Raw genomic sequence first — 26,451 nt, forward strand, 5'->3', positions numbered from 1 at the left:
TGCCTTGGAACTGTCGGTCTGCGTTCATCGGCGCAATGCTAGTGGGGCTCCCAACGGAGGAGCCGAGATGCGCAGAGCTGGCCTGATCACGTTATCGTTGATGGTATTGAGCCTGCCTTTATGGGCGCAGGCATCGAACGGACAGGAGAAACTGCCCGCGGGCCTCAAGGTCGGCGACAGCCTGGCCTGGGGCTGGGATATCTTCAAGGACTGCACGTCGCAGGTCTTTGCCCTCGACGAGGCCACCGCCCTCGCGATCGAAAAGGACGGGCTCAGCGCCTTCGCCACCATGAGCGGCCCGATCGAGAGCAGCGAGTGGCGCTATGCGCCATGGCAGCAGACGCCGGTGGATTCGGATGCGCAGGCAGACTGGAGCGTGGACGGCTATGTCTGGGGTGGCCTCGCCTGCGGGCTGAGCGCGGAGTGGCAGGCCAAGAGCGCCCACATCGGCACAGAGCCGGGTGCCTATTACAGCTTCGGGCGCGGCGTGCTGCTGCTGGTTGATCCCGGCCAGCGCCTCGTGGTGTTTACACAGCGCGACTCGCTGCACTAGGTGGCGACCGGGCCGTATCGGAACAGTTAGCGGCAAATGCGATGCTTTCGGTCGTGGAACCGCTTCCCTTCCAATTCGTTAACACCATGCAGGTTTGCCCTGCGACCTCCAACTCGTCTTATATTGAGCGATGACCCTGGCCCATGCACACGGCCGGGGTCCCTTCGCATCATCCATGCGGCAGCGCCTATCTGCGTTCGACTATCCAAAAGCGCTGTCCATCGGCGTGGCGCGCGGCGTCCAGGGCCTTCTGGGCATCTGTATACAAATCCCGGCCATTTCCAGACCCAAACACGGCCCCGCCGACGGCGACCTCAAGTTGGGTTATGCCGTCCTGCGTCCAGAACAGCGTATCATCCACGGAATCGCAAATGCGCTGGGCAATCGCGTCCGCCACGGGCTGTGGAGCCCCGCGCAACAGGACCGCAAAGCGGTAACCTTCGACATGGCCCACCAGATCGTCGAACCGCACGGCCTGGCGGATAGCCTGAGCCAGGAGCATCAAAGCCTCATCGGAGGTGTCGGGATTGCCAGAGGTGAGACCATCCGCGCGGTCCGTCATATCTATCAACAACAGGGCGCCGGGCCGCAGCGCCTGCTCGGCCGCCATCATGGCCATGAAACGTTCGCCGCGCAGGGCGCCGGTAAGCGGATCAAGGTCGCCCGGCTGAATGGCGATGGCCGCGGGGCGCTCATTCTGGCGCCGGTCAGCGCGGTCGTTCCGCCGACCTGTCAGTGCCGCCAGCCAATCTTTGAATGTGCCCATCATGTGCCCCTAATTGTTATGCCGCCAGGATGCCATGCAGGTCTCAATCATCGTTGATGAGGCTGTGTGCAATTTTATCAATCACCTAGAAAACAGGATGCGGCATAGCGACACAAAATCCCATAAAATTTTATCGAATTTGTATATCTATAATATACTACGCCGCTTTATGAAGTTTTATGGCGCCATGGATAGTCTCCTGCAAGTAATCAGGAGGCAAAAATGCTCAGAAGAGCAATACTTGTTTTGGCGGCAACCGCAGGGCTCTTTTCCATTGTCCCGGTCACCTCCAGCTTCGGCCGCAACCCCGATATCGGTGGTTTTCAGCTGACCAGCACAGGTGGCATGCCAAGCGTAACCCGCGTGGCCGTCGCCAGCGCGGCGCGGGCTGCCAGCCTGTTTGCAACTCCATCAGTGATTTCAGCACCGACCATCGACCTGGGCGTTTTCGGCTCGGTCGCCATCTCTGCCGCCCGTCTTCCGGCCGCGGAAAAATGGCAGCACGTGTCGCAAGTCGACTTCAGGGCCATGTTCGGGCCCGACTGCGCAAGCAGCGGCCTTGCAGGGTGCAATACCCGCTTTGCCAACACGCTGCGCAGCGTTGCCGGTCAGGCTGATGGCCTAGCCGAAGTGGCGATGCTCAATCTGGTCAATCGGTCGGTCAACGGGGCCATGAAATATCGCGAGGACACCGCGCTGTGGGGCGTTGGCGATTATTGGGCCACGCCATCGGAAATCGCCCGCAAAGGGGCCGGTGACTGCGAGGACTTCGCCATCGCAAAGTTCTGGCTCCTGCGCAGCCTTGGCGTCCCGGCGGACCAGTTGCAACTTGTCGTGCTGCAGGATACGCGCCGGCAGTTGTTCCACGCGGTTCTGGTCGCTCATATGGCGGGCGGCAGCTATGTGCTTGATAATGTCACCAGCCGGCTGAGCCTGGACACGGCCTATGGGCAATACCAGCCCATCATGAGCTTTTCGGCCGGTCGCAATTACATTCACGGCTTTAGCGGCAGCAATACCGCCATGGCAGCAATGCCCAAGGATCTGTCCTCGGTGTCGCCCGGCGAGGGTCTCTGAAAGCGAAACGGCCCGCTCGTGAGCGGGCCGTTGTGCAATTTTGTAGTGAAGCTAGATGATTGGCTGGATATGGGCCAGATCGTCGGCGATTTTGATGTCGACATGGCCGACAGTGCTTGGTTCGATCGTCGCGACAAGCTCCCAACCGCTGCCCGTGCCCCTATCAACCGAGATCGTGTTGTTGGCAGCATTGACCTGGACGTGATTGGCCTTCTGGTCGTTGGCAATCCCGCTCAGCAAGTCGGAAAGATCGACCACATCCTGTCCGAAGACATAGTCCTTGATGGTGTCGGAGTTGGCGGCACCAGCCTCGCTAAACACGAAGGTGTCGTTGCCGGTACCACCGGTGAGGGTGTCGTGACCCAGACCGCCCCACAGGATGTCGTCGCCCTCATTACCAGTCAGGATGTCGTTGCCGCCGCCACCGATGAGCAAGTCATTGCCTTGGCCGCCCGACAGGGTATCGGCAAGATTGCCGCCGAACAGCACGTCGTTTCCGTTGCCGCCCGAACGCGTATTGGAGGCACCCAACTCGCCAGCAAGAAAATCATTCCCACCAGTGCTGCTGTTGTTGCTGGTACCGATCTGATAGTCGCCGGTACCCAGATTGTATCCTTTGTAGGTCGCCCCATCGAAGTTGATGAGTTCAACACGGTCGTCGGTGGCCTTGAAGTGATCTTGGACCGTGATGGACTGGTCGTTGAACTCGATGACCAGGCTACCCTTGTTATTGCCGACAACATTGTCATAGGCGGTGAGTGAGGTGAGTTCCTTGCCGGCCGCAGCGATGACGATCCTATCAGTGCCGCTGCCTTCGTTGATGGTGTCGTGGCCGTCGGTCAGGCCAAAGACATAAGTGTCGTTGCCACTATCGTCCGTGAGCAGATCGTCGCCGGCCCCACCGTAGATCTTGTCGTCGCCACTGCCGGCATAGATTTTGTCGTTGCCGGCATCGCCGTAGAGGACGTCATTGCCGGACTGGCCGTAGATAATGTCGTTACCGGCACCACCCAGAACGATATCGTCTTGGGAGCCGGCATCAATGTAATCGTCGCCGTCTTCGCCGAGGATCACATCGTCGCCGTCTTCGCCATAGATCAGGTCGCCGCCAGCGCCGCCAGCCACGAAGTCGCTTTGCGAGCCGCCATTCAGATAGTCATCGCCGGCCCCGCCATAGAGAGCGTCCTGGTTCTGGTTGCCTTCAATCTGGTTGTTACCAGCATTGCCAATCAGCACATCGACACCAGATTGGCCAAACAACGCTTGGCCTCCATTTTGACCGGGCAGGATCATCTCGTTGTCGCGCTCGTTGCCGAATGTCGTTGAAGTGGCATTATCCGCCAGGGCTGTCAGGGCGACATAGGTGAACGCGGTGGTTCCGTTGGGCGCGGTCGCTATGACCTTGATGATATAAGCGTCAGCATCGCTCGGGCTTGGGTTGCCGGTGATGACGTTCCCATTCCGGCTCAGCCAGCTCCACTTGCCATTGAGTTGGTTGCCGCTCGTTGTGTCCTCGTCCACCCGCACCTTCTCGAACGAGTAGGTGGTACCGGGAGCAGTGCCAACAAACAGCGTCGCCATATCGAGGGTGATGGAGGTCGGCTTGCCAGCCGGTGCCGCGTTGTTTGAGAACGCATAGAACGCGCTCGAATTCGCTATGCCAACCGGACCTTCCTGGATGTCCTTCACCGCGATGGCGAAGTCGGAGGTGCTGATGCCGCCGTGGCCGTCGGAGGCCTGGACGGTAATAGTGTGCTGGGTGGTCGTCTCATAGTCGAGCACGGCGCCAGCCTTGACGGTGACGACACCGGTGTTTTGATCGATGGTGAACCGACCGTTGGCATCGTTGGTGAGGCTGTAGGTTACGGTGGCGTCGTCGACGTCGGTAGAGTGGGCCGTCAGGCCAACAACTGTCCCTGCCGTAGCGTTTTCCGCCACTTCATTGAGGGCATTATTGGTATCGACGGGCGCACTTGGCGCGTCGTTGACTGGCGTGACCGTCAGATTGACGGTCGTTACAGCGGTAGAAATCACCCCGTCGTTCGCCTTGTAGGTGAAGCTATCCGGGCCATTGTAGTTCGCTGACGGCGTGTAGGTGAACGTGCCATCGGGGTTCAACGCCAGAGTGCCGTGCGCGGGGCCAGAGACGAGGATCGCCGACAGAATACTATCCGGATCCGTGTCGTTGGCCAAAACGCCGCCGGCGTTCGCCGTCAACACCTGATCTTCGGCCACAGTATAACTGTCGGCCAACGCGATTGGCGCGTCGTTGACCGGGGTCACATTGACAATGAATGGCTGCGGAACGGGCGCCGAGCCATCCTGGTTGCCATCTTCGACCGCTACGGAGAAGCCGGCGTTACCCTCGGAGCCGTTGTGCACGAAGGTGATGAAGCCGCTGGCCAGTTCGGTTGCGGTGAAGGAGGTCGCTGGCGTGCCGTTGTTGCGGATTTCGCCGCCATTGAGCGCCGAAACCCGGAACACGATGGCGGACGCAGTATTGTCGGGATCGGTGAAGCCCAGTGCGGCAGTCGTCAGAGTGACCACACCACCTTCAACGACCGTGCTGCTGAGCGAGCCGGCCAGAGCGGGCGCGTCATTGAGCGGGATGACCTTGATGTCGACGATCTGCGCAGCGCTGTTGTCATGGCCATCGTTGACGATGACTTCGACACTATGGCCGGTCGCAGCGGGATTGTCGTTGCCGTTGAGGTAAGTCACGCCGCGAAGGATCGTCTGATAGGTCGCAACCGACGCCGTTCCGGTGACCGTCAGGACGCCCAACGCTGAATTATAGGTGACAGTAAGACCGGTAGCAGCAGCCTGGGCTTGCGGGTTCAGCGAGAGCGCCTCATCGACGCCATTGGGGCGACCGGTGAACCTGACCGTCAACGAATTCAACGTCGAGGAGTCTACGTCCGAGAGCGTTGCGGCATTCAGGATATACTGCGGCAGCTGCTCGACGGCGGTTGCGCTGGCATTGTTGCCGGCATCCGCTCCGTTCAGGTCAACGACGGGAGCGTCGTTGACCGGGGTCACATCGATGACGAAGGGCTTTGGGATCGGCACCGAGCCGTCCTGGTTGCCGTCTTCCACCGCCACGGAGAAGCCAGCCAGGCTGGGTTCGGAGCCGTTATGCACGAAGGTGATGATACCGCTGGCAAGTTCGGCTGCCGTGAAGGAAGTCGCCGGCACGCCATTATTGCGGACTTCGCCACCGTTGAGCGCCGTGATGCGGAACACGACGCCGGACGGCGTATTGTCCGGATCGGTGTAGCCCAGCTCGGCGACCGTCAGAGTGACCATACCACCTTCGACGACCGTGCTGTGCAGCGTGCCGCCGAGTACGGGTGCGTCGTTGAGCGGAATGACCTTGATGTCGACGGTGTGCGAGACGCTGTTGTCGAGGCCATCGTTGACGATGACTTCCACGCTATGGCCGGTCACGGTAGGATCGTCGCTATTGTTGACGTAACTCACGCCGCGCAGGATCGTCTGGTAGGTGCTGGCGGATGCAGCACCAGTGATCCTCAACGAACCCAGCGCGGGATCGTACGTCACCGTGAGGCCGGCAGCGGCGGCCTGAGCCGCCGGGTTCAGCGAAAGCACCTCTAATGTGCCATCAGGACGGCCAACGAACCTGACCGTCATTGAGGCCATTTGCGACGAGTCGACATCCGAGAGGGTTGCGGCGGTCAGGATGTATTGCGGGAACTGCTCCACTGCCGTCGCGCTGGCATTGCTGCCGGCGTCCACCCCGTTCAAGTCCACGACCGGCAGGTCATTGGTGCCGATCAGCTTGATCTCGACATCGTGGCTAACATTGCCGCCGTGCCCGTCTGACACCTGGATGGTGTACTTGATGACGGCTTGGGCGCCGGCAGAGAGGAAGTTGAACGCTTCGCTGCCAGAGTTGAAGTTCCAGGCGATATCACCGGACGTGTGGGTGCCATCGATGACGGGACCCGCCCCGATGCTGAAGAAGGCCTTCAGCTGTGCGTCGGTGAAGTTGGCGCCGAGCCCGGTCGCGGTGGCGCCGGTCACGGTTGCGCTCACCACGTCCTTGACGTCGACGTCGATCACGCTGAGCGTGCCATCGGCCTGAAGTCCGGCATTGGTCTCGTTGAGGACAACATGGTCGACATCGCCAGCATCGACGCTGACAACTGGGGTGTCGTTCGTGCCGACTAGCGTGACGGTGATGAGGCGATCGGCAAACGTGCCATGGCCGTCGCTAACGCGAACGGTGAAGGTCTCGATCTTGGTCTCACCGGCCTGCAGCGGATTCAGGGCCGCGTCGCTGACGCTATACAGCCAGGTCACGAAACCATTGCCGTCGCCGGCGGTTTCCTCGCTGACATTGGCAACCAGGCTCCCCAGATAGCCCGCATTGGCGCCCGGAGTGACGCTCACGCTGTGGGTGTCGCCCTGGTCGTCATAAATCCAGAAGCCACCGCCATTGTAGCCGGCATGGCCCACAGGCGCGTCGAACTCGGTGCGGATCGCGGCCGAGCCAGCGTTCGGCAGTCCTTCGGCATATTCGGTGATCGTGCCGCTATCGGGGAAGCCGATGGAGGTGCTGACCTGATCGTTCTGACCGTTGATTGTCAGCTGATAAAGGCCGGTCTTGCTGTCGCCGTCCTGGTCGGTGACCGTATAGGGAATGGTGATCGTGGCGATTTCACCCTGGCTGAGGCCATCGAAGCCCCAACCCGGATTGACGTGGAGCTGACCGGTCACGGGGTCGACCGTGATGGTCGGCTGACCCAGAACGGTGCCGGTCGGTGTGGTGATGACAACGGTCGCAGGATTGACGCTCACGCTGCCGGGACCATCTGCGCCAAAGCTGAAGTGAGCGCCCAGATTGATGGTCGCCGTGCCATTTTCGTCGATCGAACCGCTGATCAGTGGCAGATCGACAGCGCCGGTCGGCGCAAAGCCGATATCGGCGAGATATGTGCCGGTTGAATCGGCGGTGCCCACTTCCTTGAAGGTCAGCACCCCATTGCCATGTGCGTCAGGCAGCAGGCCGCCGATCGTGACGGCGCTCATCGTGCCGGTCACCAGAACCGAAGAGTTCTGAACAAGCTGGCCGTTCCAATATACTTCAAGCTTGGACGATGCCGGGTCCGGAGAACCCATCGCGAAGGTCAAGGTATAGGGCTGACCAACCGTCAGGCCCGAAAGGGCCTGTGAGATGGCGGTGTTGCCTGGGGAAGATCCCAGATCGACCATGCGACCGCCGGCAGGAGCGTGCATGCCGAGATAGCCATCCTGGACAAATTCCAGCTGTACATTGCTCTGCGCAGGCTCGGTGCCGGTGATCTTCCAGCCGACCGCTTCGGTCGCAAAGCCACCGCCCCAGCCAGCACCCGTCCAAGTGCCATCAGCGAAATCGCCATTCGTCAGCAGGTTGAAATCACCGACCGGCGCGCTCAGCGTTGGCACATCGTCGGTCACATTGACGGTGAACGCGCGATCCACATAGTCGCCATCACCGTCATAGACGCGGGCTGTCAGGTTGATCGCCAGCGTATCGCTGCCCGGCGCGTGATCCAGGTTCTGATACAGGGTGGCAACAAAGCTGCCGGGATGAAGAACGCCAACTATGAATACTGGTTGGTCGGCAGTTTCGCCATGCTTGAAGGCGACAATTTCCTGATCGACGCCATTGGTGGCGCGCACAATATAGTCGAGCGCAACGCCATCCGAGGTCAGACCCTGGGGCAGGATGTAGTGGCCCTGGGCATCCTTGGCAATTTCGACATGCGTGTTCTTGTCATCGGCGTTGAGATCAACATGGAGGTTGCCGAACGTCGAACTCACATAAGGCAAGCCGCCTTCCGCCAGAGTGCCGGTGTCGGACTGTCCAACCAGTTCAGGAACAGTGTCTGTCACATCGACGGTGAATGCGCGGTCGACGTAGTCGCCATCGCCGTCAAAGACGCGTGCGGTCAGGTTGATTGCCAGCGTGTTGCTGCCCGGCGCGTGATCCAGGTTTTGGAACAGTGTCGCGGCAAAGTTGCCGGGGTGGACGACAGCCACGATGAACACCGGGCGGTCGACGCCTTCGCCTTGCTTGAAGGCGACGATCTCCTGATCGCCCCCGTTGGTGGTGCGCACGAAGTATTCTAGCGGCACACCGTCGGAGCTCAGGCCCTGCGGCAGGATGTAGTTGCCCTGGGCGTCCTTGGCGATTTCGACATGGGTATTCTTGTCATCGGCATTGATGTCGACGTTGAGACTGCCGTGGATCGAGCTAACCTGTGGCAGTAGGCTTTCGGTAATCGTGCCAGGATCGGCTCCGCCGGCCAGTAATACCGGGACGCTGTCCTTGATATTGACCGAGAAGGTGCCGGTGGCGGTGTCATTGTCCGCGTCGGTGGCCTGAAAGCCGAAGCTCAGCAGCTTGTCGTTGCTGCCGGGGGCATGATCGATATTGTCCTTGAGGACGAAAGAATAAGTACCGTCGCTATTGAGGGTCACGGTGAAGACGTCCCGCGCGCCAGCCGAAGCGGTGAGCACATTGCCGACGACGGTGTAGGCGATTTGCGCGCCGTTGGAGGTCAGGCCGTTTACGGTGCCACTCTGGGTCGTGAACACCAAGCCATCGGCCTTGGCGCCGTCAGCGCCCCAATGGATGTTCAGTGATGCGTTGGCTGGCGTCTGCGGAATGAAGGTGTTCGCGAAGGCGTCCGAGGTAACTTCGCTGACATTCAACTGTGCGATCGGCCCGATTTCCGGGCTGTCGTCGATGACGCGGACGACGAAGTTGCCGGTCCCTTGATCGCCATCGCCATCACGGGCGGTGAAGTTGAACTTCAGCGACAGCACATCTTCGTTATTCGCGCCACTGGCCGCGATGGGATGATCGAGAGTGCCCAGCAGCTTGAAGGTGTAGGAGCCGCTGGTCAACAGGCTGGACTGATCCGATAGCGTGACGCTGAACACGGGCTGGCCGCCAGCCGAGGCAGTGATCACAGTGCCATTGGCCGACAGGGTATAAACCAGCGGCTGGCCATGCGAGGTGAGCGCGACCGCACTATTACCGCTGGTTGCGCTGACGAGGCCCGCAACTTCAGGCGCAGTCAGAACGCGTGACGCGCCGTTGCCCGAGGCAAAGACCACCGAGCGGTCGCCCATGACCTGGGTGCCGTTGTAGCCGCCGTTGACGGCGCTGTTGCCGTTGTCATTGCCCCAGGAAATATTGAGCGAAGCGCCGATCTCGCTACCGATCGGGCCAAGATTGGCGATGACGCCGTCCACTTCTACATTAAGCGGGCTGGCATCGTTATTGCCATGCGGCAATGCTTCTTCCTCGACATAGCGCACGCCTATCGAGCCCACGCTCAAGTGATCGTCGAGCACGTTGACGATAAAGGAAGACGAAGCTGTATCGCCATCAGCATCCGTGGCGATGAAGCCGAAGTCGAGCGCCTTAGTGTCGGTGCCCACGGCGTGATCGATATTGCCATAGAGGCGGAACGTATAGGTGCCAGTACCGGTATCGCTCAGCGACACGGTAAAGACAGTTTCGCCACCAGCCGAAGCAGTCAGCACAGTGTGGTCGGCGTTGTAGCTGTACACAACAGCCTTGCCGTCCGACGTCAGATCAACCGGTGCCACCAAGTTGCCAAAGGCAACGCTGCGATTGGCGGTGCCGCTGTTGTTGTCATCGGCATTCCAGTCGACGTTGAGCTTGCCGGGCTGCACCAACGACTGACTCCCGTCCGGGGAGAGTTCGTCCAGGAAAAAGGGCAGGTCTTGCTCGGAGATGGTTTCGGTTTCCGTAGTTCCAATCGTCGGCACCGAGTCGATCACGTTGACCTTGAAGGTCCCCGTGGCAAAATCGCCGTCCCCGTCGGTCGCCTGGAAGCCGAACGACAGTTCCTTGGTATTGCTGCCCGGAGCGTGATCGATATTGTCCTTGAGGACGAAGGAATACGTGCCGTCGCTATTGAGGGTGACGGTGAAGACCTGGCGAGCACCGGCAGAGGCGGTAAGCACATTGCCAGCGACGGTGTAGGCGATTTGCGTGCCATTGGACGTCAGACCGTTTACCGCGCCGCTGGTGTTGGTGAACACCAGGCCATCGGTCTTGGCGCCGTCGGCACCCCAATGGATGTTCAGCGACACATGGGCGGGCATCTGCGTGAGGAATGTGTTCTGGACGCTGTCCGAGGTAACTTCGCCAACGTTCAACTGTGCGACCGACCCGATTACCGGGCTGTCATCGATGACGCGGACGGTGAAATTGCCGGTGCCCTGATCGCCATCGCCATCCCGAGCGGTGAAGTTGAATTTCAGCGACAGGACGTCCTCATTGTTCGCGCCGCTGGCCGCGACAGGATGATCGAGAGTGCCCAGCAGCTTGAAGTCGTAGGATCCATTAGACTGGTCTGAGAGCGTGACGCTGAACACGTCGTGACCGCCAGCCGAAGCGGTGATCACAGTACCATTGGCCGACAGGGTGTAAACCAGCGGTTGACCATGCGAGGTGAGCGTGGCCGCACCATTGCCGCCCGTTGCGCTGACCAAGCTGGCGACTTCAGGCGCAGTCAGGACGCGTGCAGCACCACTGCCCGAGGCAAAGACGACTGAGCGGTCGCCCATGACCTGAGTGCCGTTGTAGCCGCCGTTGACCGCACTATTGAAATTGTCATTGCCCCAGGAAATATTGAGCGAGGCGCCAATCTGGCTGCCGATCAGGCCGCCATTTGCGAGCACGCCGGACAGTTCTACGCCAAGCGGGCTAGCATCTTCGTTGCCATGCGGCAGTGCTTCTTCCTCGACATAGCGGACGCCTACCGAGCCCAGGCTCAACTGATCGTCGAGCAGGTTGACGGTGAACGAGGACGAGGCGGTATCGCCGTCGGCGTCGGTAGCGACAAAGCCGAAGCTCAGCGCCTTGGTATCGGTGCCCACAGCGTGATCGATATTGCCGTAGAGGCGGAACGTGTAGGTGCCGGTACCAGTATCGCTCAGCGAGACGGTGAAGACAGTTTCGCCACCGGCCGTTGCCGTCAGCACGGTGTGGTCGGCATTGTAGGTATAAACGACGGCCTTGCCGTCCGATGTCAGGTCAACCGGCGCAACGAGGCTGCCAAAGTTGACGCTGCGATTGGCAGTGCCGCTATTGTTGTCATCGGCATTCCAATCGACGTTGAGCTTGCCGGGCTGTACGAGCGAATTGGCCCCGTCCGGGAACAGTTCGTGCAGGCCGAAATAGGGCAGGTTCTGCTCGGCAACGGTTTCGGTTTCGGTGGTGCCGATGGTCGGCACCGAATCGATCACATTGACCTTGAAGGTGCCGGTGGCAAAGTCGCCGTCCCCATCAGTCGCCTTGAAGCCGAACGACAGTTCCTTGGTATCGCTACCCGGAGCGTGATCGATATTGTCCTTTAGAACGAAGGAATAGGTGCCGTCGTTATTGAGGGTGACGGTGAAGACCTGGCGTGCACCGGCCGAGGCGGTCAGCACATTGCCGGCGACGGTGTAGGCGATCGACTCCCCGTTGGAGGACAAGCCGCTCACGGCACCGCTCGTGTTGGTGAACACCAGGCCATCAGTCTTGGCGCCATCGGCACCCCACTGGATGTTCAGCGAGACCTTATCGGGCATTTGCGCGAGAAATGCATTCTGGACGCTGTCCGAAGTGAGCTCGCGGACATCCAGCGGGGCAACCGAACCGACTACCGGGCTGTCGTCGATGACGCGGACGGTGAAATTGCCGACGCCCTGATCGCCGTCGCCATCGCGGGCGGTAAAGTTGAACTTCAGCGACAGGACATCTTCGTTATTCGCGCCGCTGGCCGCGACGGGATGATCGAGCGTGCCCAGCAGCTTGAAGGTGTAAGAGCCGCTAGACTGATCCGAGAGCGTGACGCTGAACACGCTCTGACCACCAGCCGATGCGGTGAGCACGGTGCCATTGGCCGACAGGGTATAGACCAGTGGCTGGCCGTGCGAGGTGAGCGTGGCCGGACCATTGCCGCCCGTTGCGCTGACCAAGCCAGCAACTTCAGGCGCAGTCAGAACGCGTGCAGCGCCGTTGCCCGAGGTGAAGACGACCGAACGGTCACCCATGACCTGGGCGCCGTTGAAGCCGCCATTGACGGCGCTGTTGAAGTTGTCATTGCCCCACGAAATATTGAGCGAAGCGCCAATCTGGCCGCTGATGCCGAGAACACCGCTGAAGAGATTGGCGACGACGCCCTCCACTTCCACGCCAAGCGGGCTGGCGTCTTCATTGCCATGTGGCAAGGCCTCTTCCTCGACATATCGTACACCGACGGTGCCCAGGCTCAACTGGTCGTCCAGCAGGTTGACGGTGAAGGAGGATGAGGCGGTGTCGCCATCGGCGTCAGTGGCGACAAAGCCGAAGTCCAACGCCTTGGTATCGGTGCCCACTGCGTGGTCTATATTGCCATGGAGGCTAAATGTATAAGTGCCGGTGCCGGTATCGCTCAGCGACACGGTGAAGACGGTTTCGCCGCCCGCCGTTGCCGTCAGCACGGTGTGTTCGGCGTTATAGGTATAGACGACGGCCTTGCCGTCAGAGGTCAGGTCGACCGGCGCCACCAAGTTGTCAAAGGCGACGCTGCGATTGGCGGCTATGCCGCTATTATTATCATCGGCGTTCCAGTCGATGTTGAGGTTGCCCGGCTGCACCAACGATTGACTGCCGTCAGGGACCTCGTGTGAGCCGAAGGGCAGGTTGTGCTCGGAAACGGTTTCGGTTTCGGTGGCGCCAATTGTCGGGACCGAGTCGATCACGTTAACCTTGAAGGTCCCCGTTGCGAAATCACCGTCCCCGTCGGTTGCCTTGAAGGCGAACGACAGTTCCTTGGTATCGCTGCCCGGAGCGTGATCGATATTGTCCTTGAGGACGAAGGAATACGTTCCGTCGCTGTTGAGGGTGACGGTGAAGACCTGGCGGTCGCCGGCCGATGCGGTCAGCACATTGCCGGCGACAGTGTAGGCGATTTGCGCGCCGTTGGACGTTAGCCCGCTCACGGCGCCGCTGCCGGTGGTGAACTCCAGACCGTCGGCCTTGGCGCCATCGGCACCCCAATGGACGTTCAGCGATACCTTTTCGGGCATCTGCGTGAGGAATGCGTTCTGGACGCTGTCCGAAGTGACTTCGCCAACGTTCAACTGGCCAATCGGCCCAATCTCCGGGCTGTCGTCTTCGACGATGATGCTGATGGCCGTCGAGGCGCTACCGCCCCGGCCGTCAGTGGCGGTGATGGGCAGGTCAAAGCGGAGTTCGTTTTCCCCGGCGCCAGCAGGATGATCGACCGGCCCGGAAAGGGTGACGGTGAACGCGCCGGAGCCATTGGTGACAACGGCCTGGATTACCAGGGTGTCGCCGGCCCAGCCGGACAGGGTCGTCGTGCCAACGCCGGTCCAGGTCAGGGTGACGCCATGCGAGGTGACGGGCGAGGTCGGCTGGCCAAAACTGAAGGCCAGCGGATCGCCGTTGGGATCGGAGGCATTCAGATTACCGGAATAGACGTAGTCGTTGGTGGTATCGGCATTGCCATCCAGATCGGGATTGCCACCCGCCAGCCCTTCCTCGGAAAGGCGAGCTTCAGTGATCGAGAAGGCAAACCGCGGCGCCAGGTTGTTGTCGAAGCTTTCTTCGTCAGTGGTCTCGGTCGTCGGCAGGTCGGTGCCGTCGAGCAGGCCGCCATAGGTGAACGCCGAGCCGATATCGCCAGCCGGCTGCACTTCGAAATTGCCGCCGGAGCTTGGCGGGCCATTTCCGGCGGGGCCGGCCGCGGTCTGGATGTCACTTGCGGCGAACAATGCTGCCACGGTGAGGGGCGGGATTTCCACGCTGCCCAGCACAATGGTCAGGCCTTCGATAGCACCGTTCGGCACCACCACAACCGATCCATCAGGCTGCACGAATTCAAGATTGGCACCGTTCATGCGGGGCGCATCAATACTTGTGCCCTCGGGCAAAGTCAGTACCGAGCCCTCGCCAACTTCAACCACCAGGCTTGCCTGGTTTTGCACGGGCGCGGCGTCCGGGGGCGTTGCGTCGGTCGCGGTGTTCGCGCCCGTATCCGCCTGAGCCACCAGGATTTCGGCGATCGGCAACGAATTGGTATCCGATGCGGTATCGACGACGAAATCAGAGTTTGAATCGGAACGTTCGGTCATGGTGGCCCCCAGCAGTCTGGTTAATGCTCAATTAACCGAGACTTATACGGGGACGCCAAACCGGCAGCAAATTCCAAATACTGCCAAAGCATAACCCCGTATGGCATTTAGGGGTAAGCTTGGCTTAACCTTAATCGAGAAGCATAACGGCATATGCTGCATGCATTACGCAGGTCAGCGGCCGGTGACGATCTCGTAGCTGCGTGACTGCACGAGGCCCAGGGCGCCAAAAGTAAAGGGGCCAGTAAAGCCGGTGAAACCGAGATCGCTTTGCAGTGTCTTGCTGCTGAACGCTTCGGCGCCTGCCATCTGGTCCAGCACCGCCGCCATCACGACCAGATCGTAGACCACGGCACTGGCCAGGGTTGGCGTGGCGTTGTAGGCGGCCCGAAAACGCGTGACGAAAGCGGTGATGCCGGCGCGCGGCAGCGAGGGATACCAAGAGGTACGGACGGCAGGCGGCAGAGGCTCGGCCAGGGTCCAGCCGGCATTGCCGACGATGGCGATGCCGGCCATCGTGGCGGGATCGGCGAGGGCGATCAGTTCCGCAGCCCGTTGTGGGTCAACTGCGAAAACCAACGCATCGACCTTGCCGGCGGCAAGGGCGGCCGCAAGCTCTGCCTGGAATGCTCCGGGCTTGGCTGCGTCGATGCGGACAACCGCAATAGTTTGCGTGGAGGCAATGTCGGCGACGGCTGTCGCGAAACTGGCGCTGTCTAACCCGGCGCCAGCCACAATACCGAGCCTGCCATAGCCGAGCCTTTTGGCCTCGGTGATGAGGGCAGCGGCCTCCTCCCGGGGCGCGAGACCCGCGCCGTATAACAGGCTTGCGGTGTCGCTGAGCGACGCCAGGGCGATCGTAGGCACCTTACGCGGCGCCATCGCCTTGGCTAGGCCAGCGAGCGCCCGAACCTCGTTGCCGCCGATTGTCAGGCGAACATTGGCCGCCTGGAATGCCTGGGCATCTTTGGCCGCACCGTCGGCCTGCGGACGAATGACCACGCTGACAGGATGCTTGGTAATGGACTGGGCCGCCAGCTTGGCGGCCAGCGCGGTCGAATCTGCAGCGCCGCCGGACCGGTTCAGCGGCTCGGCAAAACTCAATACGCCGATGACCAGTTGGCCGGTGCCGACGGTTTCGGCAACCATCGGGGGCTGGACAGTTGGCGCGGGTGCCAGCCCGACCTGTTGCATGGTGGAGCAGGCGGTGAGCAGCGCTGCCAGGGTCATCGCCTGGCCCAGAATCACCAGGCGGCGCAGCATTGGGGAGGATTTCACGCCAGGATATAGCCGAGGATGACGCTCGCCGGCGCCGGCGGGACCAGCAGCAATCGTGCCGTCGTGCGCCGATCGCGATTGCCGAAGCGAATGGAAATGCCGCACTCGGTCGTCCCCCCTGAAACCAGTTCGTCAAATAGCGCTTCGAGCGGGCGCTCCAATGACAGTTGCGCCGCATCGACGGGCGTTGCGCCGCTGATGGCGCCGCCGACCGAGCGCAGATAGCGCAGAAATTCGGCATTGGCCTGAACCAGCCGCTTGCGCCGGTCGAGCGCAAAGGAGGGTGCGGGGCCGGCCTGCAACAGGCTGATCATGGTGCCGGCATTGGCCAATGGCAGCAGGCGCTGCAGCTCTTCCATCAGCAGGTCCACGGTGGCGCTGCGGATTGCGCCGGTGGCGTTGATGTCCTGCTCGTTTGCTTCTTCGAGGATTTTGGCAACAAAGCGCGACCGCTTTTGGCCGGCGCCAGCGCTCAGCATGCTCAAGGCATTCCAGAACACCTGCTCCAGCCGAACGCCCTTGCGGCCGCCAGGCGTGGTGAGGGTGCGAAATTCGGGGCGGGTCAGTTGAGCAAGCCTGCTACCGCTCTCGGCAGTGTCGTCATTCTCGGCGACCAAGCGCGCGCTATCGCTCACTCAGTGCCTCCAGCCGGGTCTTGTTGATGGGCTTGAGCAGGTACTGCAAAATCGTCCGCTTGCCGGTGAGGATATCGACGCTGGTGACCATGCCGGGCAGCACCGGCAGTTCGCGGCCTCGATATTGCAGCACGGCCTTATCGGCACGGATCTGGACGAGGTAATAGGTTTCGCGGGTGTTGGGATCGACGATGCTGTCGGCCGACACGTTGGTGACTTCGCCGGTCAGCCCGCCAAAAATGGAAAAGTCATAGGCCGTCAGCTTGATGCGCGCCTGCTGCCCGGGAAGGATGAAGGCCACGTCGGAGGGCTTGAGATGGGCCTCGACCAGCAGGGTGTCGGATATCGGCACGATATCGAGCAGGCGGGTGCCCGCGGCCACGACGCCACCAATGGTGTTGACCTCGATGCTGTTGACCACGCCATCCACCGGAGAGCGAATATCGGTGCGCATCACCCGGTCCTCGGCGCCGCGCAGCTGCTGCTGGGCACTGGCGAGTTCGGCGCGGCGCACGGTCAATTCCGCCAGCGCATCCTGACGGAACTGCAGCGTCACCTGGTCGACCTGGAGCTGGGCTTCCTTCAGCGCGGCATCAAGCCGTGCCTTGGATTCGTTGGCGCCGGCGATCTGGCCGGACAGATCGCTGACTTCGCTCTGCATGCTCAGATAGGTGGTTTGCGCAACGAGACCCTTCTGGGCTAGCGGTCCCATCAAGTCTAGGCGCTGCTGTGCCAAGGCAAGATTGCCGCTGAGCCGGTTCTGATTGGCGTTGACCTCACCAAGTTCGCGGCTGCGCTGCTCGACGCGCTGGATCAGCACGTCCTTGCCCTGCGTCAGACTGGCGGCGCGGGTGGTCAACAACTGGATTTCGCTGTCGCAGATTTCCGGCGCCGACGACACTATTTCCGCGGGGCAGATAAACGCGCCAGCGTCCTGCGCCTGGCTTTCCACGGCCAGACGGGTGGTTTGCGCGAGCAACGCCAGGACCCGGGCCTGCACTTCGCCCGCACTCGAGGCCGTATTGGTATCGTCGAGCTGGATCAGTTGCTGACCCTTGCTCACCCGCTCGCCCGAGCGGACCAGGATATCGGTGACAACACCGGCTTCCGCGCTCTGGATGATCTGCGACTTGCCCGAAGGAATGACGCGGCCTTCGGCCCGGCTGATCTCGTCAATCTCGGCCCAGGAGGCCCAGGTCAGCGCAACGATGAAGAACACGCCGATGATGACGACGACGTAAAGCCACCCCTTGGGGGGCGGCTGGGTGCTGAGGAGATTGTGGCCCTGATGCCGCGCGGTGGTGGAAAATGGAGCGTTCATGCCGCACCCCCGCGCGCCTTGAGATGGTTCAGCACATCATCGCGCGGACCATCAGCGACGATACGACCGTTATCGAGCACGATCAGGCGGCTGACGAGCGACAGCACGCTATAGCGATGGGTTGCCACCAGTACGGTCTGGTCGGGGGTCAGGCTGGCCTCGAGATTGGCGATGAGTTGCCGTTCCGTCGCCAGGTCCATGGAGCTGGATGGCTCATCGAGGAACAGTATCTTGGGTTCAACCAGCATGGTGCGAGCCAGGGCGATGGCTTGGCGCTGGCCGCCGGAGAGCAGGATGCCGCGTTCGCCGACCTGCATGTCATAGCCCTGCGGATGGCGCGAGACGAAGTCTTCGACGCCCGCCCGTTGTGCTGCCTGCAGCATGCGCTGCTCACTGGCGCTGGGGTCACCCATCAGGATGTTCTCGCGCACACTGCCGTTGAACAGTTCGGGATCTTGCAGCACCAGGCCGACGCCACGCCGCAGGTCGGCGGGGTGGTACTGCGCGATATCGGCGCCGTCGATCAGGATTTCGCCTTCGCTGGGGGTGTGGAAGCCGACAAGCAGGCGTCCCAAAGTCGTCTTGCCCGAGCCGATGCGGCCGATGATGCCAATTTTCTCGCCAGCCGTTGCGGTAAAGCTGATGCCGTCCAGCACGTAGCTTTTGCTGCCGGGATAGGCGAAGCGCACCTTGTTGAGGACAATACGGCCCTGGTTGACGCTGCGGGCGGAGAACCCGTCCTTGGCGCTGCGCTCGTCGGGCATCTGCATGATGGCGCCGATTGTGCGATAGGCTTCCATGGTGCTGCGCGTGCGCAGCAGCATCGAGGAAATCATGGAAATCGGCGCGATCAGCCGGTTCGACAACATCATCGCCGCAACGATGGCGCCCATGGTGATATTGCCGGCGGCCGCCATGAAGGTACCGCCGATGATGATGCCGGTCATCGACAACTGTGTCAGCGTCGAGGTGACGTTGGTCGAGATCGACTGCAGCCATTTGATGGTATTCTGGGTGTCGGACGAGGCCAGCACCGTCGCCTCCCAGCGGCGCAGCATTTGACCTTCGGCGCGCGAGGCCTTGACCGATTGCGAGCCCGTCAGCGCCTCGACCAGAATTGAATTGCGGGCCGAAGACTCCTTGAGCGCCGACGATACAGCGCGGCCGGATAGCCAGCCGATAGCCAACGTAAAGGCGATGGAAATAACGCCGGCAATCAGCGGGAACAGCACCAGCCATCCCACCAGCAAGGTGATCACATAGGCGAAAATGCCCAGAAACAGCAGGTCGACGAACATGACCAGCGTGCTCGAGGCCAGAAAATCGCGCAGGATTTCATACTGGGCGATGCGATTGACGAAAGCGCCCGTCGAGGCGGGGCGAGCGTCCATCGTCGTATTGAGCACGCGATCGAACAACAGCGACGACAGCCGGAAATCGATGCTGCGGCCAACATGGTCGATGATCGCCCCGCGCGCCAATTTGAGCGCGATATCAAAGATCAACACCAGCAGCAGGCCCAGAGCCAGCACCCAGAGGGTGGAGATCGCCGCGTTTGGCAGCACGCGATCGTAGACGTTGAGGGTGAAAATCGGGAACGCGATGGCAAAGATGTTGATGAATGTCGCGGCGGCCAGCACATAGGCAATACTGCGCCCATGGCCCTTGAAAGCGGACCACAGCCAATGCCCGGACCGGGCAAAGCGCATGCCGGAATTCTCCTGCACCATTTCGTAATTGGGCGTCAGGACCAGCAGGGCCCTCGGCTCCTTGCTGCGCAGGGTCTTGGCGTCGACGATCCGTTCCTCGCCGCGCGAGGCGTCGTAGCAGCGATAGGCCTTGCGCCCTTCCCGCCCCAGGCAGATCAGGAAACGGCCATCGGCACCCTGCATGATGGCGGGCATCTCATAATCCGCCAATCCATGCAGCGACCGCGTCACGCTCGCGGTGACCACGCCAATCCGCGCCATGGCGGGGGCGATCAGTTCCGGCGTCATCCGGTCATTGTTAAGCGGTAGGCCGGCCGTCAGGAACGAACGCGAGTCAGGCTTGCGCCAGAGGCGGGCAAGATACTGAATCGCCGCAAGGATTTGATCGCTGCCCTGGGGTGGGGCTTCCGGCGCCTCGGCGCCCGGCTTGCCCAATTGGGCTTGCGGCAACCCTGCGTCGCCCTCCAAACTGTCGTCAAACTTCATCTCAAAAACACGAGCCCCCCGGGCCGCCCCATACCACACGCCGCTGGGCAAACAACGCGGGATTTAGGATCTCGCCGCGCCACAGCATTAGCACCCGGCAGCAAACCAATCGCGGATAGTATTGCGTTACGGTAAACTGCTGGAGCGCCAGTCAACAATTGAGCCCGGCACCAGTGCCGAGCCCATTCGCGACGTCATTCGCAGCTTGCGGCCCGTCATCGCATCGCAATATCGAACGGCGCTACGGCTTCCGGCCGTAGCGTAGGCTCAATTGACGAAAGACGTCAGGTCGAGCGGCTTGCGCTCGGGCTCGGTGCCATCCCAGGTTTCAACCTTGAGCGCATCGCGCGCATAGGCACCAGCCTGCTTGGGCGCTTCAAGGCCCATAAAGCTGAGCAGATGGCCCGTCGCCGCCATCAGCCGGTATTCGGCAAAATTGACGCCGAAGGCCGAGGTTTCCTGCAAAATCTGAACGTTCACGCGGGTGTTCTGGGCGTCAAGCACATCGAGGAGCGAACGGTCACCGACACCGAACTGCTCGCGATACGCAGAAATCAACTTGGCCGAGGCATCGAGCTGATCACGATAGGTCGCATAGAGCGTTCCCTGGGTCTGCAAACGCAGCCAGGACGTACGCACGGCCTCTTCGACTTCGCGGAAAGCCTGATCCTGAGCATAGATCGCTTCGGACTGGCGGCGCACCTGCTCCTGCACCTGGGCGTCCTTGACGCCACCATCAAAGATGTTCCAGCGCAGCGACAAACGCCCACTCAGGTCCTGGGTGACTTCTTCGGTGCCACCGACATCAAATCCGGTCGAGGCGCGTGCCTCAAACTGCAGCTTTGGACCAAAGGCGCCTTGTGCCTGGGAGACCAGGGCCGCCGACGCGTCGATATCCGCATTGGCGATACGAACCATCGGATTGTTGACGCGCGCGCTTTCGATCGCGGCCACAAGCGTTTTTGGCAGCGATCCACCAACGCGCGGCGGCATCGCAACGGTGTCGGGACGCGTGCCGACAAACAGATCAAACTCGATGCGGGCAGCTTCAAGCTCGACGGCCGCTTCAGTCAAGCGAGCGCGGGCCGCAGCCATGCGCTCGATAACCTGAAAGCGATCGGCCTCAGTCAACTGGCCGCTTTCGATGCTGCTGGAAACGTCCTGCAGCATGGATTCGTGGAAGCCCACATTCTGCTGATTGAGCGCGACAATGCGCTGCTGCAGCAGGACCTGATAGTAAACGCGGGCGATCTGCAATGCGATGAATTCGCTGCGCTCGAGCACGCGGAACGACGCCCCATCGATACGGGCCGCCTGGCGCGACACTTCGGCGTCGCGGAACCCACCGTCCAAAAGATCAAAAGTCGCCACAAGCGCGACCTGGGAGGGATACAGCGCGCTGTCGTCGATCCCTGCGGCGCGACGCGACGGGCTGCTCAGCAATTGAGCACCGGTCGAGGCTTCAAGATCAACGCGCGGCGCATACAAACCGAGGGCCTGGCGCAACTCAAATTCGGTTGCCTCCCGGTTCTGGATTGCCTGCCCGATTTCAGGATTGGATTCGAGAGCAAGCTGCGTGGCGTCTCGCAGCGACATGGCCGACACCGGCACAATAAGCGCGGTGGACAGTGCAGTCCCCAGCGCCAACAGGCGCAAGAAATTCGAAAACATATGGCCCCCAAGCCTATTCAAAATCTACACAGAGAGTACCCGCAAAATACTGCGGACAGGCACGTCTCGTTCGTTGTCGGACCAAACAGCGGCGATGGAGCGCGTCCTGCACCCAGCACCAATTCAGCATCAGCAACGTCATCTCACAGGTTTCACACGCCATCCCGCATGCGAAATCAGTCTAGTTCATATCGTGAGGACAAAAAGAACTGCCGGAAATACGTAGTCTGAAATTGCCGGTCACTGTCACGCAGCGCCTCAGACTCCTTCAGAATCGATACCAGCCGCTATGTCTCCCCCCCACAACAACCAGCGCCGCTTTTTACTGACAACCCGCGCAGCATACAAGTAGAGCCGTCAGCATGCCACGCTTCTATCCACCAAAGGGTAAATTTGCAACAATTGGGCTATACGGATAGCTCGAAAGAGGCACCGCCGCCGCTGACACGGTTACCCGAATGCGTTCAGGCGGCAAAAGTGCGATGGGTGGAGGCGCGGAAATGGGCCTCGATCGCCGCGACGGCGCCCTCAACGTCCCGAGTCTCAAGGCACCTGATCACTTCAAGATGCTCGTCGATGGTCTTGAGCAGAGCGCTGCGGAAGCCCGGGCGGCGATGCACCTGCTGGGCCATGCGAATATTCTCCTGCACGCGATCGTGGGTATCGAGGATGGCGCGGTTGCCCAGCGCCTCGACGATCTCGCGGTGCATGCGCATGTCCAGCCGGGTGAAGCGAAGCAGCGATACCTCGAACGGGCCGCCCTCAGTGAGGTTGAGGCGGGCCTCCTCGTGGCTCTCGCGCATATTGGCGAGCCACTCTTCGGTGACGGTGTCGCCGAAGCTGCGTAGCGCGAACACCTCGATCATGATGCGGAACTGGTAGTTTTCACGAATGAACGCCACCTCCGGATAGACGATCCGGATTCCCGTGCGCGGCTTGATCTCGACCAGCCCGAACTCCTCGAGCAGGACCAGCGTTTCGCGCAGCGGCGACAGCGATAGGCCAAGCAGATCGCACAGCTCGTTCTGCGTCACCACCATGCCCGCTTGTAGCGTGCCGGCCTGCATCGCCTTGCGGAAGCGGCGGTATCCATCATTGTCTTGGCGGGCGTCGGACATCTTTACCTGCGAGGCGATATTGCGGTCTCAGCCTTTGGTATATCTGATGGCAATTTAGAAATCTCACGAAAATGCTAGCATACAAAGGAATTTTGAAACTCAACGGACGCGCGAGAAGCGCAATTCGCCAATCCGTCCGGGCAATTATCCACAGACCCGCTTGACGTGAGATATTATTAGACCGCAATGATATCTCAACGGAGGAAAGCCTATGCGATCGATAGCGCGCTGCGCTTTTTGGGGCCTCTAGATGGCCGAAGTCGAACTCAACAATGTCAGCAAGTCGTTCGGCCCGGTCAGCGTCATCGAGGGCGCCGACCTGACCATCGAAAAGGGTGAGTTCGTGGTGTTTGTCGGCGCCTCGGGCTCCGGCAAGTCGACGCTGCTGCGCATGATCGCGGGCCTCGAGACGGTCAGCGGCGGCGAGATAAGGATCGACGGCAAGGACGTAACGTTCGATGAGCCGGCCGACCGCGGCATTGCCATGGTCTTCCAGTCCTATGCGCTCTACCCGCACATGAATGTCTACGACAACATCGCCTTCAACCTGAAGCTTGCACGGGTTGGCCGCGAGGAGACCGACAAGCGGGTCAAGGAGGCGGCGCGCATCCTGCGGCTTGAGCCATTGCTGAGCCGGTCGCCTGCGCAATTGTCCGGTGGGCAGCGCCAGCGCGTCGCCATCGGCCGCGCCATTGTGCGCAATCCAAAGGTGTTCCTGTTCGACGAGCCGCTATCGAACCTCGATGCGGCGCTGCGAGTGCAGATGCGGCTCGAAATCGAGCGGCTGCACCGCGAACTGGGCACCACCATGGTCTATGTCACTCATGACCAGGTCGAAGCCATGACGCTGGCCGACCGGATCGTGGCGCTCGACAACGGCCGCATCCAGCAGGTCGGGCCACCGCTCGAACTCTATGCCAGGCCCAACAACCTGTTCGTCGCCGGCTTCATCGGCTCACCCAAGATGAACCTGATGGCTGGACGGGTTCTGGAGAAAACAGGCGGCCAGGCGGTTGTAGAACTTGCCGCCAATGCAACACCCCGGCTCGGACTCGCCCTGGCCGACGCCGCCATCGGCGATGCGCTCACGCTCGGCGTGCGGCCCGAAATGCTGGCGATCATGGCGACGGATACGAGCGTGCCAAACGGCATGGCCGTCCTGCCCGCCAAAGTCGAGTCCATTGAGCGGCTCGGCAATATCACCTTTGCGTATCTGGATGCGGGGACGTCCGAGATGCTCACCATGCAGGTGATGGGGCATTCCGATCTCGAGCCGGGAGACACGGTTCGCGTCGGGATCAGGACGCCAGATGTGCATGTTTTCAACGCCGCCGGCGCAGTCATGACGTCGGCAACACAGCGATAACCGGCAAAGTCCGGACATGAGGAGGAGAGACTGATGCATGGTTTTAGGGCCGCCGCACTTATGGGCGGGATGATGCTGGGGGCGACGGCGGGCGTTGCGAGCGCGCAGGATGCGGTGACGCTCAATGTCTGGTCGGACACACCGCGCCTGACGATGTTCGATCTCTATGACAAGACGCACGACGCCGTCACGCTCAACGTCACCACGGTGGCGCCGGCCGACCTGATCGCCAAGATTCAGTTAGCGCTGCAGGCCAAGAGCGAAATCCCGGACGTGATCTTCATGTCCGATATTGGCTACACGGCCCAGCTCTCCACCCGCCGGTCCAACTACCTGCTCGACCTGACCGACAAGGTGCCGCAGGCGCTGCAGGACGAGTTCTACCCCAATGGCAATTCGCCCTGCCACGTCAATGGCAAGCTGCTGTGCCTGCGCAATGACCTCGCGCACATGATCGTCTGGTACGACAAGAGCGCCATGGAGGCGCTGGGCAAGCCCATTCCTACCACTTGGGAAGAGTTCCAGGCGCTTGGCGCCGAGCTTGGCCCGCAGGGCTATGTGCTGGGCAGCGGCGTCGAGTCGGCGGTCCTGCAAAGCTATCTCGTGTCTGACGGATGCGATCTGGTGATGCCGGTCGAGGGCAAGCCGGATACGGTCAAGATCGATCTGACGACCGAAAAGTGCTTGAAGCCGGCGCGCATGGTGGACACCATGATTGCCAATGGGAGCCTGTCCAAGGTCGGCACGTTCGAGCCCGATTTCGTCAACCTCGCCAAGACCGGCAAGGTGCCGCTGATGGTGGGGCCGACATGGTTCGGCGAATATGTCATCAAGCCGACCTACGAACTGCCCGCCGGCAAGCTTGTCGCGGCACTGCCCCTCAAGTGGGACGACCAGAGCCAGCCGCTGACCTGGAGCTGGGGTGGCGGCACCTATGGGGGCTGGAAAGATACCGCTCATCCGTCTGAAGTCGTCGATCTCATCACCTGGATGGCCACCGATGTGGCCAACCAGACCGCGGCGGTGACGCTGCCCGCCCATCGTCCCTCGGCTGAAGCCTGGGGCGCCCGGCTCAAGGCCGACTCCTACTATGCCAGCCCCGATGTGTTCGACGTCGAAGTGGCCGCCGCAGCATTCAGCCATCCCGGTTACACCAGCCTGCGCTTCGTCGTCGCCGACGCTATCGCCAAGGTTGTGGTGCAAGGGTTGAGCGGCGGCGGCACGGTGGAAGGTTCCCTGCCCGCGCTGCAGGCCGAGCTGACCAACCTCGCCAAGCTCAACGGCTACACCGTCGAGTGAGCCAACCACGGGCCGGATGCGCTTTGGCGTTTCCGGCCGCGACGGCAGCAGGGTTTTCATGAGCGCTACGGCGATGACATCAGACGGAAGGCTTGCGGCCAGCGAGCGCGCCCGCAAGGAAAAGCAGAAGGCGCGGCGCGATACCCGCATGTCCTATCTGCTGCTGGCGCCCTATCTGCTGCTGCTCGCCATGTTCGGACTGTTCCCGATCGCCTATGCGTTCGGCCTCAGCTTCTTCGACACCATCGAAATGGTGTTCTGGGGGGTGACGAACTACCAGTTCGTCTTCAACGATTTCCGAGTGCCGGCCAGCGTGCTCAACGTGCTCGGCTTCGTCGGTATCTGGGTCGCCATGACGGTGATCGGGGTCGCGACCTTATCGCTGATGCTCGACAGCGTTGGACGGCGAACCGCCAATGCCTTGCGTACGGTGTATTTCCTTCCCGGCGCGGTGACCTCATCGGCCATAGTCGTGCTGTGGCTATTCGTGCTCGACCCCTCGGTAAGCCCGTTCCAGCCGGTGCTGCACGGGCTGGGCTGGGGCACGCGGGCCCAGGTCATTTCCGGCGTCGGGCTGGCCGGAATTTTTGCCATCATGGCGTATTTCTCGAGTTCCGGCGGCTGGATCGTGGTGTTCGGCGGGGCGCTGTCGAGCCTGCCGGTCGAAGTGATGGAGGCCGCACGGATCGATGGGGCCAACCGGTTCCAACTGGCGCTGCGCATCAAGCTGCCGCTGATCTGGCGCTCACTGGTGCTGATGGCGATCCTGTCGCTGGCGGGCGGGCTGCAGTTGTTCGTCGAGCCGCAATTGATGGGTTTGGCTGGCCCGCAGTTTGCTCAAAACGACTGGTCGCTCAACCAGATGGCGTTCCAATACGCCTTCCGCATGGGCGATTTTGGCGCTTCGGCGGCGCTGAGCACCATGTTGGTCGGCGCGTCCATCGCCATCGCCCTGGTGATCGTCTTCGCCACCAAATTCTACAAGATCGATTGAGGGCAGT

Annotated in this window: 13 protein-coding genes; 5 read left to right on the top strand and 8 right to left on the bottom strand. The window is 61.4% G+C overall.

Annotated features, from left to right (window positions below):
- Positions 1-67 precede the first annotated feature (67 nt).
- On the top strand, positions 68-553 hold the full coding sequence (locus tag JWP26_RS07955) for a hypothetical protein (RefSeq protein ID WP_299725468.1): 486 nt from the start codon (positions 68-70) through the stop codon (positions 551-553).
- 187 nt (positions 554-740) lie between these two features.
- On the opposite strand, the gene JWP26_RS07960 is transcribed toward JWP26_RS07955, so the two are convergent.
- Positions 741-1,319 carry a diguanylate cyclase gene (locus JWP26_RS07960; RefSeq protein ID WP_299725471.1) on the bottom strand — a complete coding sequence of 193 codons (579 nt, stop codon included), beginning with the start codon at positions 1,317-1,319 and terminating at the stop codon, positions 741-743.
- 222 nt (positions 1,320-1,541) lie between these two features.
- Between JWP26_RS07960 and JWP26_RS07965 the strand changes: the two genes are divergently transcribed.
- Complete coding sequence (locus JWP26_RS07965; protein WP_299725474.1) at positions 1,542-2,396, top strand: transglutaminase-like cysteine peptidase; 855 nt, start codon at positions 1,542-1,544, stop codon at positions 2,394-2,396.
- A gap of 51 nt (positions 2,397-2,447) precedes the next feature.
- Here JWP26_RS07965 and JWP26_RS07970 read toward each other — a convergent pair whose 3' ends face one another.
- The 7 genes from JWP26_RS07970 to JWP26_RS08000 form a co-directional block, all read right to left on the bottom strand.
- Positions 2,448-14,567, bottom strand: coding sequence for a cadherin-like domain-containing protein (locus JWP26_RS07970; protein ID WP_299725477.1), 12,120 nt, complete (start codon positions 14,565-14,567; stop codon positions 2,448-2,450).
- Positions 14,568-14,741: 174 nt separating this feature from the next.
- Positions 14,742-15,845 (bottom strand): hypothetical protein, encoded by a 1,104-nt coding sequence (locus JWP26_RS07975; protein WP_299725479.1) that lies wholly within the window; start codon positions 15,843-15,845, stop codon positions 14,742-14,744.
- Positions 15,842-16,480: a ribbon-helix-helix domain-containing protein gene (locus JWP26_RS07980; protein WP_299725481.1), complete on the bottom strand. Its 639-nt coding sequence runs from the start codon at positions 16,478-16,480 to the stop codon at positions 15,842-15,844. Before JWP26_RS07980 ends, JWP26_RS07975 begins: the two co-directional genes overlap by 4 nt.
- Positions 16,470-17,801, bottom strand: a complete 1,332-nt coding sequence (locus tag JWP26_RS07985) for an HlyD family type I secretion periplasmic adaptor subunit (protein WP_299725483.1) — start codon at positions 17,799-17,801, stop codon at positions 16,470-16,472. Before JWP26_RS07985 ends, JWP26_RS07980 begins: the two co-directional genes overlap by 11 nt.
- Positions 17,798-19,996 carry a type I secretion system permease/ATPase gene (locus JWP26_RS07990; RefSeq protein ID WP_299725485.1) on the bottom strand — a complete coding sequence of 733 codons (2,199 nt, stop codon included), beginning with the start codon at positions 19,994-19,996 and terminating at the stop codon, positions 17,798-17,800. The genes JWP26_RS07985 and JWP26_RS07990 overlap by 4 nt, the downstream gene beginning before the upstream one ends.
- Positions 19,997-20,263: 267 nt before the next feature.
- Entirely contained in the window at positions 20,264-21,667 is a 1,404-nt protein-coding gene (locus tag JWP26_RS07995) for a TolC family protein (RefSeq protein WP_299725487.1), read from the bottom strand.
- A gap of 464 nt (positions 21,668-22,131) precedes the next feature.
- Complete coding sequence (locus JWP26_RS08000; RefSeq protein ID WP_299725489.1) at positions 22,132-22,785, bottom strand: GntR family transcriptional regulator; 654 nt, start codon at positions 22,783-22,785, stop codon at positions 22,132-22,134.
- A 250-nt stretch (positions 22,786-23,035) separates the two neighbouring features.
- Here JWP26_RS08000 and JWP26_RS08005 point away from each other — a divergent pair, with 250 nt between their 5' ends.
- Genes JWP26_RS08005 through JWP26_RS08015 form a run of 3 tightly spaced genes read left to right on the top strand, consistent with a single transcriptional unit; the run spans position 23,036 to position 26,444 of the window.
- A complete protein-coding gene (locus JWP26_RS08005) occupies positions 23,036-24,151 on the top strand; it encodes an ABC transporter ATP-binding protein (RefSeq protein WP_299725491.1) in 1,116 nt (371 codons plus the stop codon).
- Positions 24,152-24,184: 33 nt separating this feature from the next.
- On the top strand, positions 24,185-25,450 hold the full coding sequence (locus JWP26_RS08010; RefSeq protein WP_299725494.1) for an extracellular solute-binding protein: 1,266 nt from the start codon (positions 24,185-24,187) through the stop codon (positions 25,448-25,450).
- A gap of 58 nt (positions 25,451-25,508) precedes the next feature.
- Positions 25,509-26,444 carry a carbohydrate ABC transporter permease gene (locus JWP26_RS08015; protein ID WP_299725497.1) on the top strand — a complete coding sequence of 312 codons (936 nt, stop codon included), beginning with the start codon at positions 25,509-25,511 and terminating at the stop codon, positions 26,442-26,444.
- Positions 26,445-26,451: the final 7 nt, after the last annotated feature.

Source organism: Devosia sp., assembly GCF_028290435.1.
Taxonomy (GTDB): Bacteria; Pseudomonadota; Alphaproteobacteria; order Rhizobiales; family Devosiaceae; genus Devosia.

Excerpts from the sequence above, each read along its gene's own strand:
- JWP26_RS08010 (WP_299725494.1), top strand. The coding sequence starts at position 24,185 with ATGCATGGTTTTAGGGCCGCCGCACTTATGGGCGGGATGATGCTGGGG.
- JWP26_RS08015 (WP_299725497.1), top strand. The coding sequence starts at position 25,509 with ATGAGCGCTACGGCGATGACATCAGACGGAAGGCTTGCGGCCAGCGAG.
- JWP26_RS07955 (WP_299725468.1), top strand. The coding sequence starts at position 68 with ATGCGCAGAGCTGGCCTGATCACGTTATCGTTGATGGTATTGAGCCTG.
- JWP26_RS07990 (WP_299725485.1), bottom strand. The coding sequence starts at position 19,996 with ATGAAGTTTGACGACAGTTTGGAGGGCGACGCAGGGTTGCCGCAAGCC.
- JWP26_RS07960 (WP_299725471.1), bottom strand. The coding sequence starts at position 1,319 with ATGGGCACATTCAAAGATTGGCTGGCGGCACTGACAGGTCGGCGGAAC.
- JWP26_RS07965 (WP_299725474.1), top strand. The coding sequence starts at position 1,542 with ATGCTCAGAAGAGCAATACTTGTTTTGGCGGCAACCGCAGGGCTCTTT.
- JWP26_RS07985 (WP_299725483.1), bottom strand. The coding sequence starts at position 17,801 with ATGAACGCTCCATTTTCCACCACCGCGCGGCATCAGGGCCACAATCTC.
- JWP26_RS07970 (WP_299725477.1), bottom strand. The coding sequence starts at position 14,567 with ATGACCGAACGTTCCGATTCAAACTCTGATTTCGTCGTCGATACCGCA.
- JWP26_RS08005 (WP_299725491.1), top strand. The coding sequence starts at position 23,036 with ATGGCCGAAGTCGAACTCAACAATGTCAGCAAGTCGTTCGGCCCGGTC.
- JWP26_RS08000 (WP_299725489.1), bottom strand. The coding sequence starts at position 22,785 with ATGTCCGACGCCCGCCAAGACAATGATGGATACCGCCGCTTCCGCAAG.
- JWP26_RS07995 (WP_299725487.1), bottom strand. The coding sequence starts at position 21,667 with ATGTTTTCGAATTTCTTGCGCCTGTTGGCGCTGGGGACTGCACTGTCC.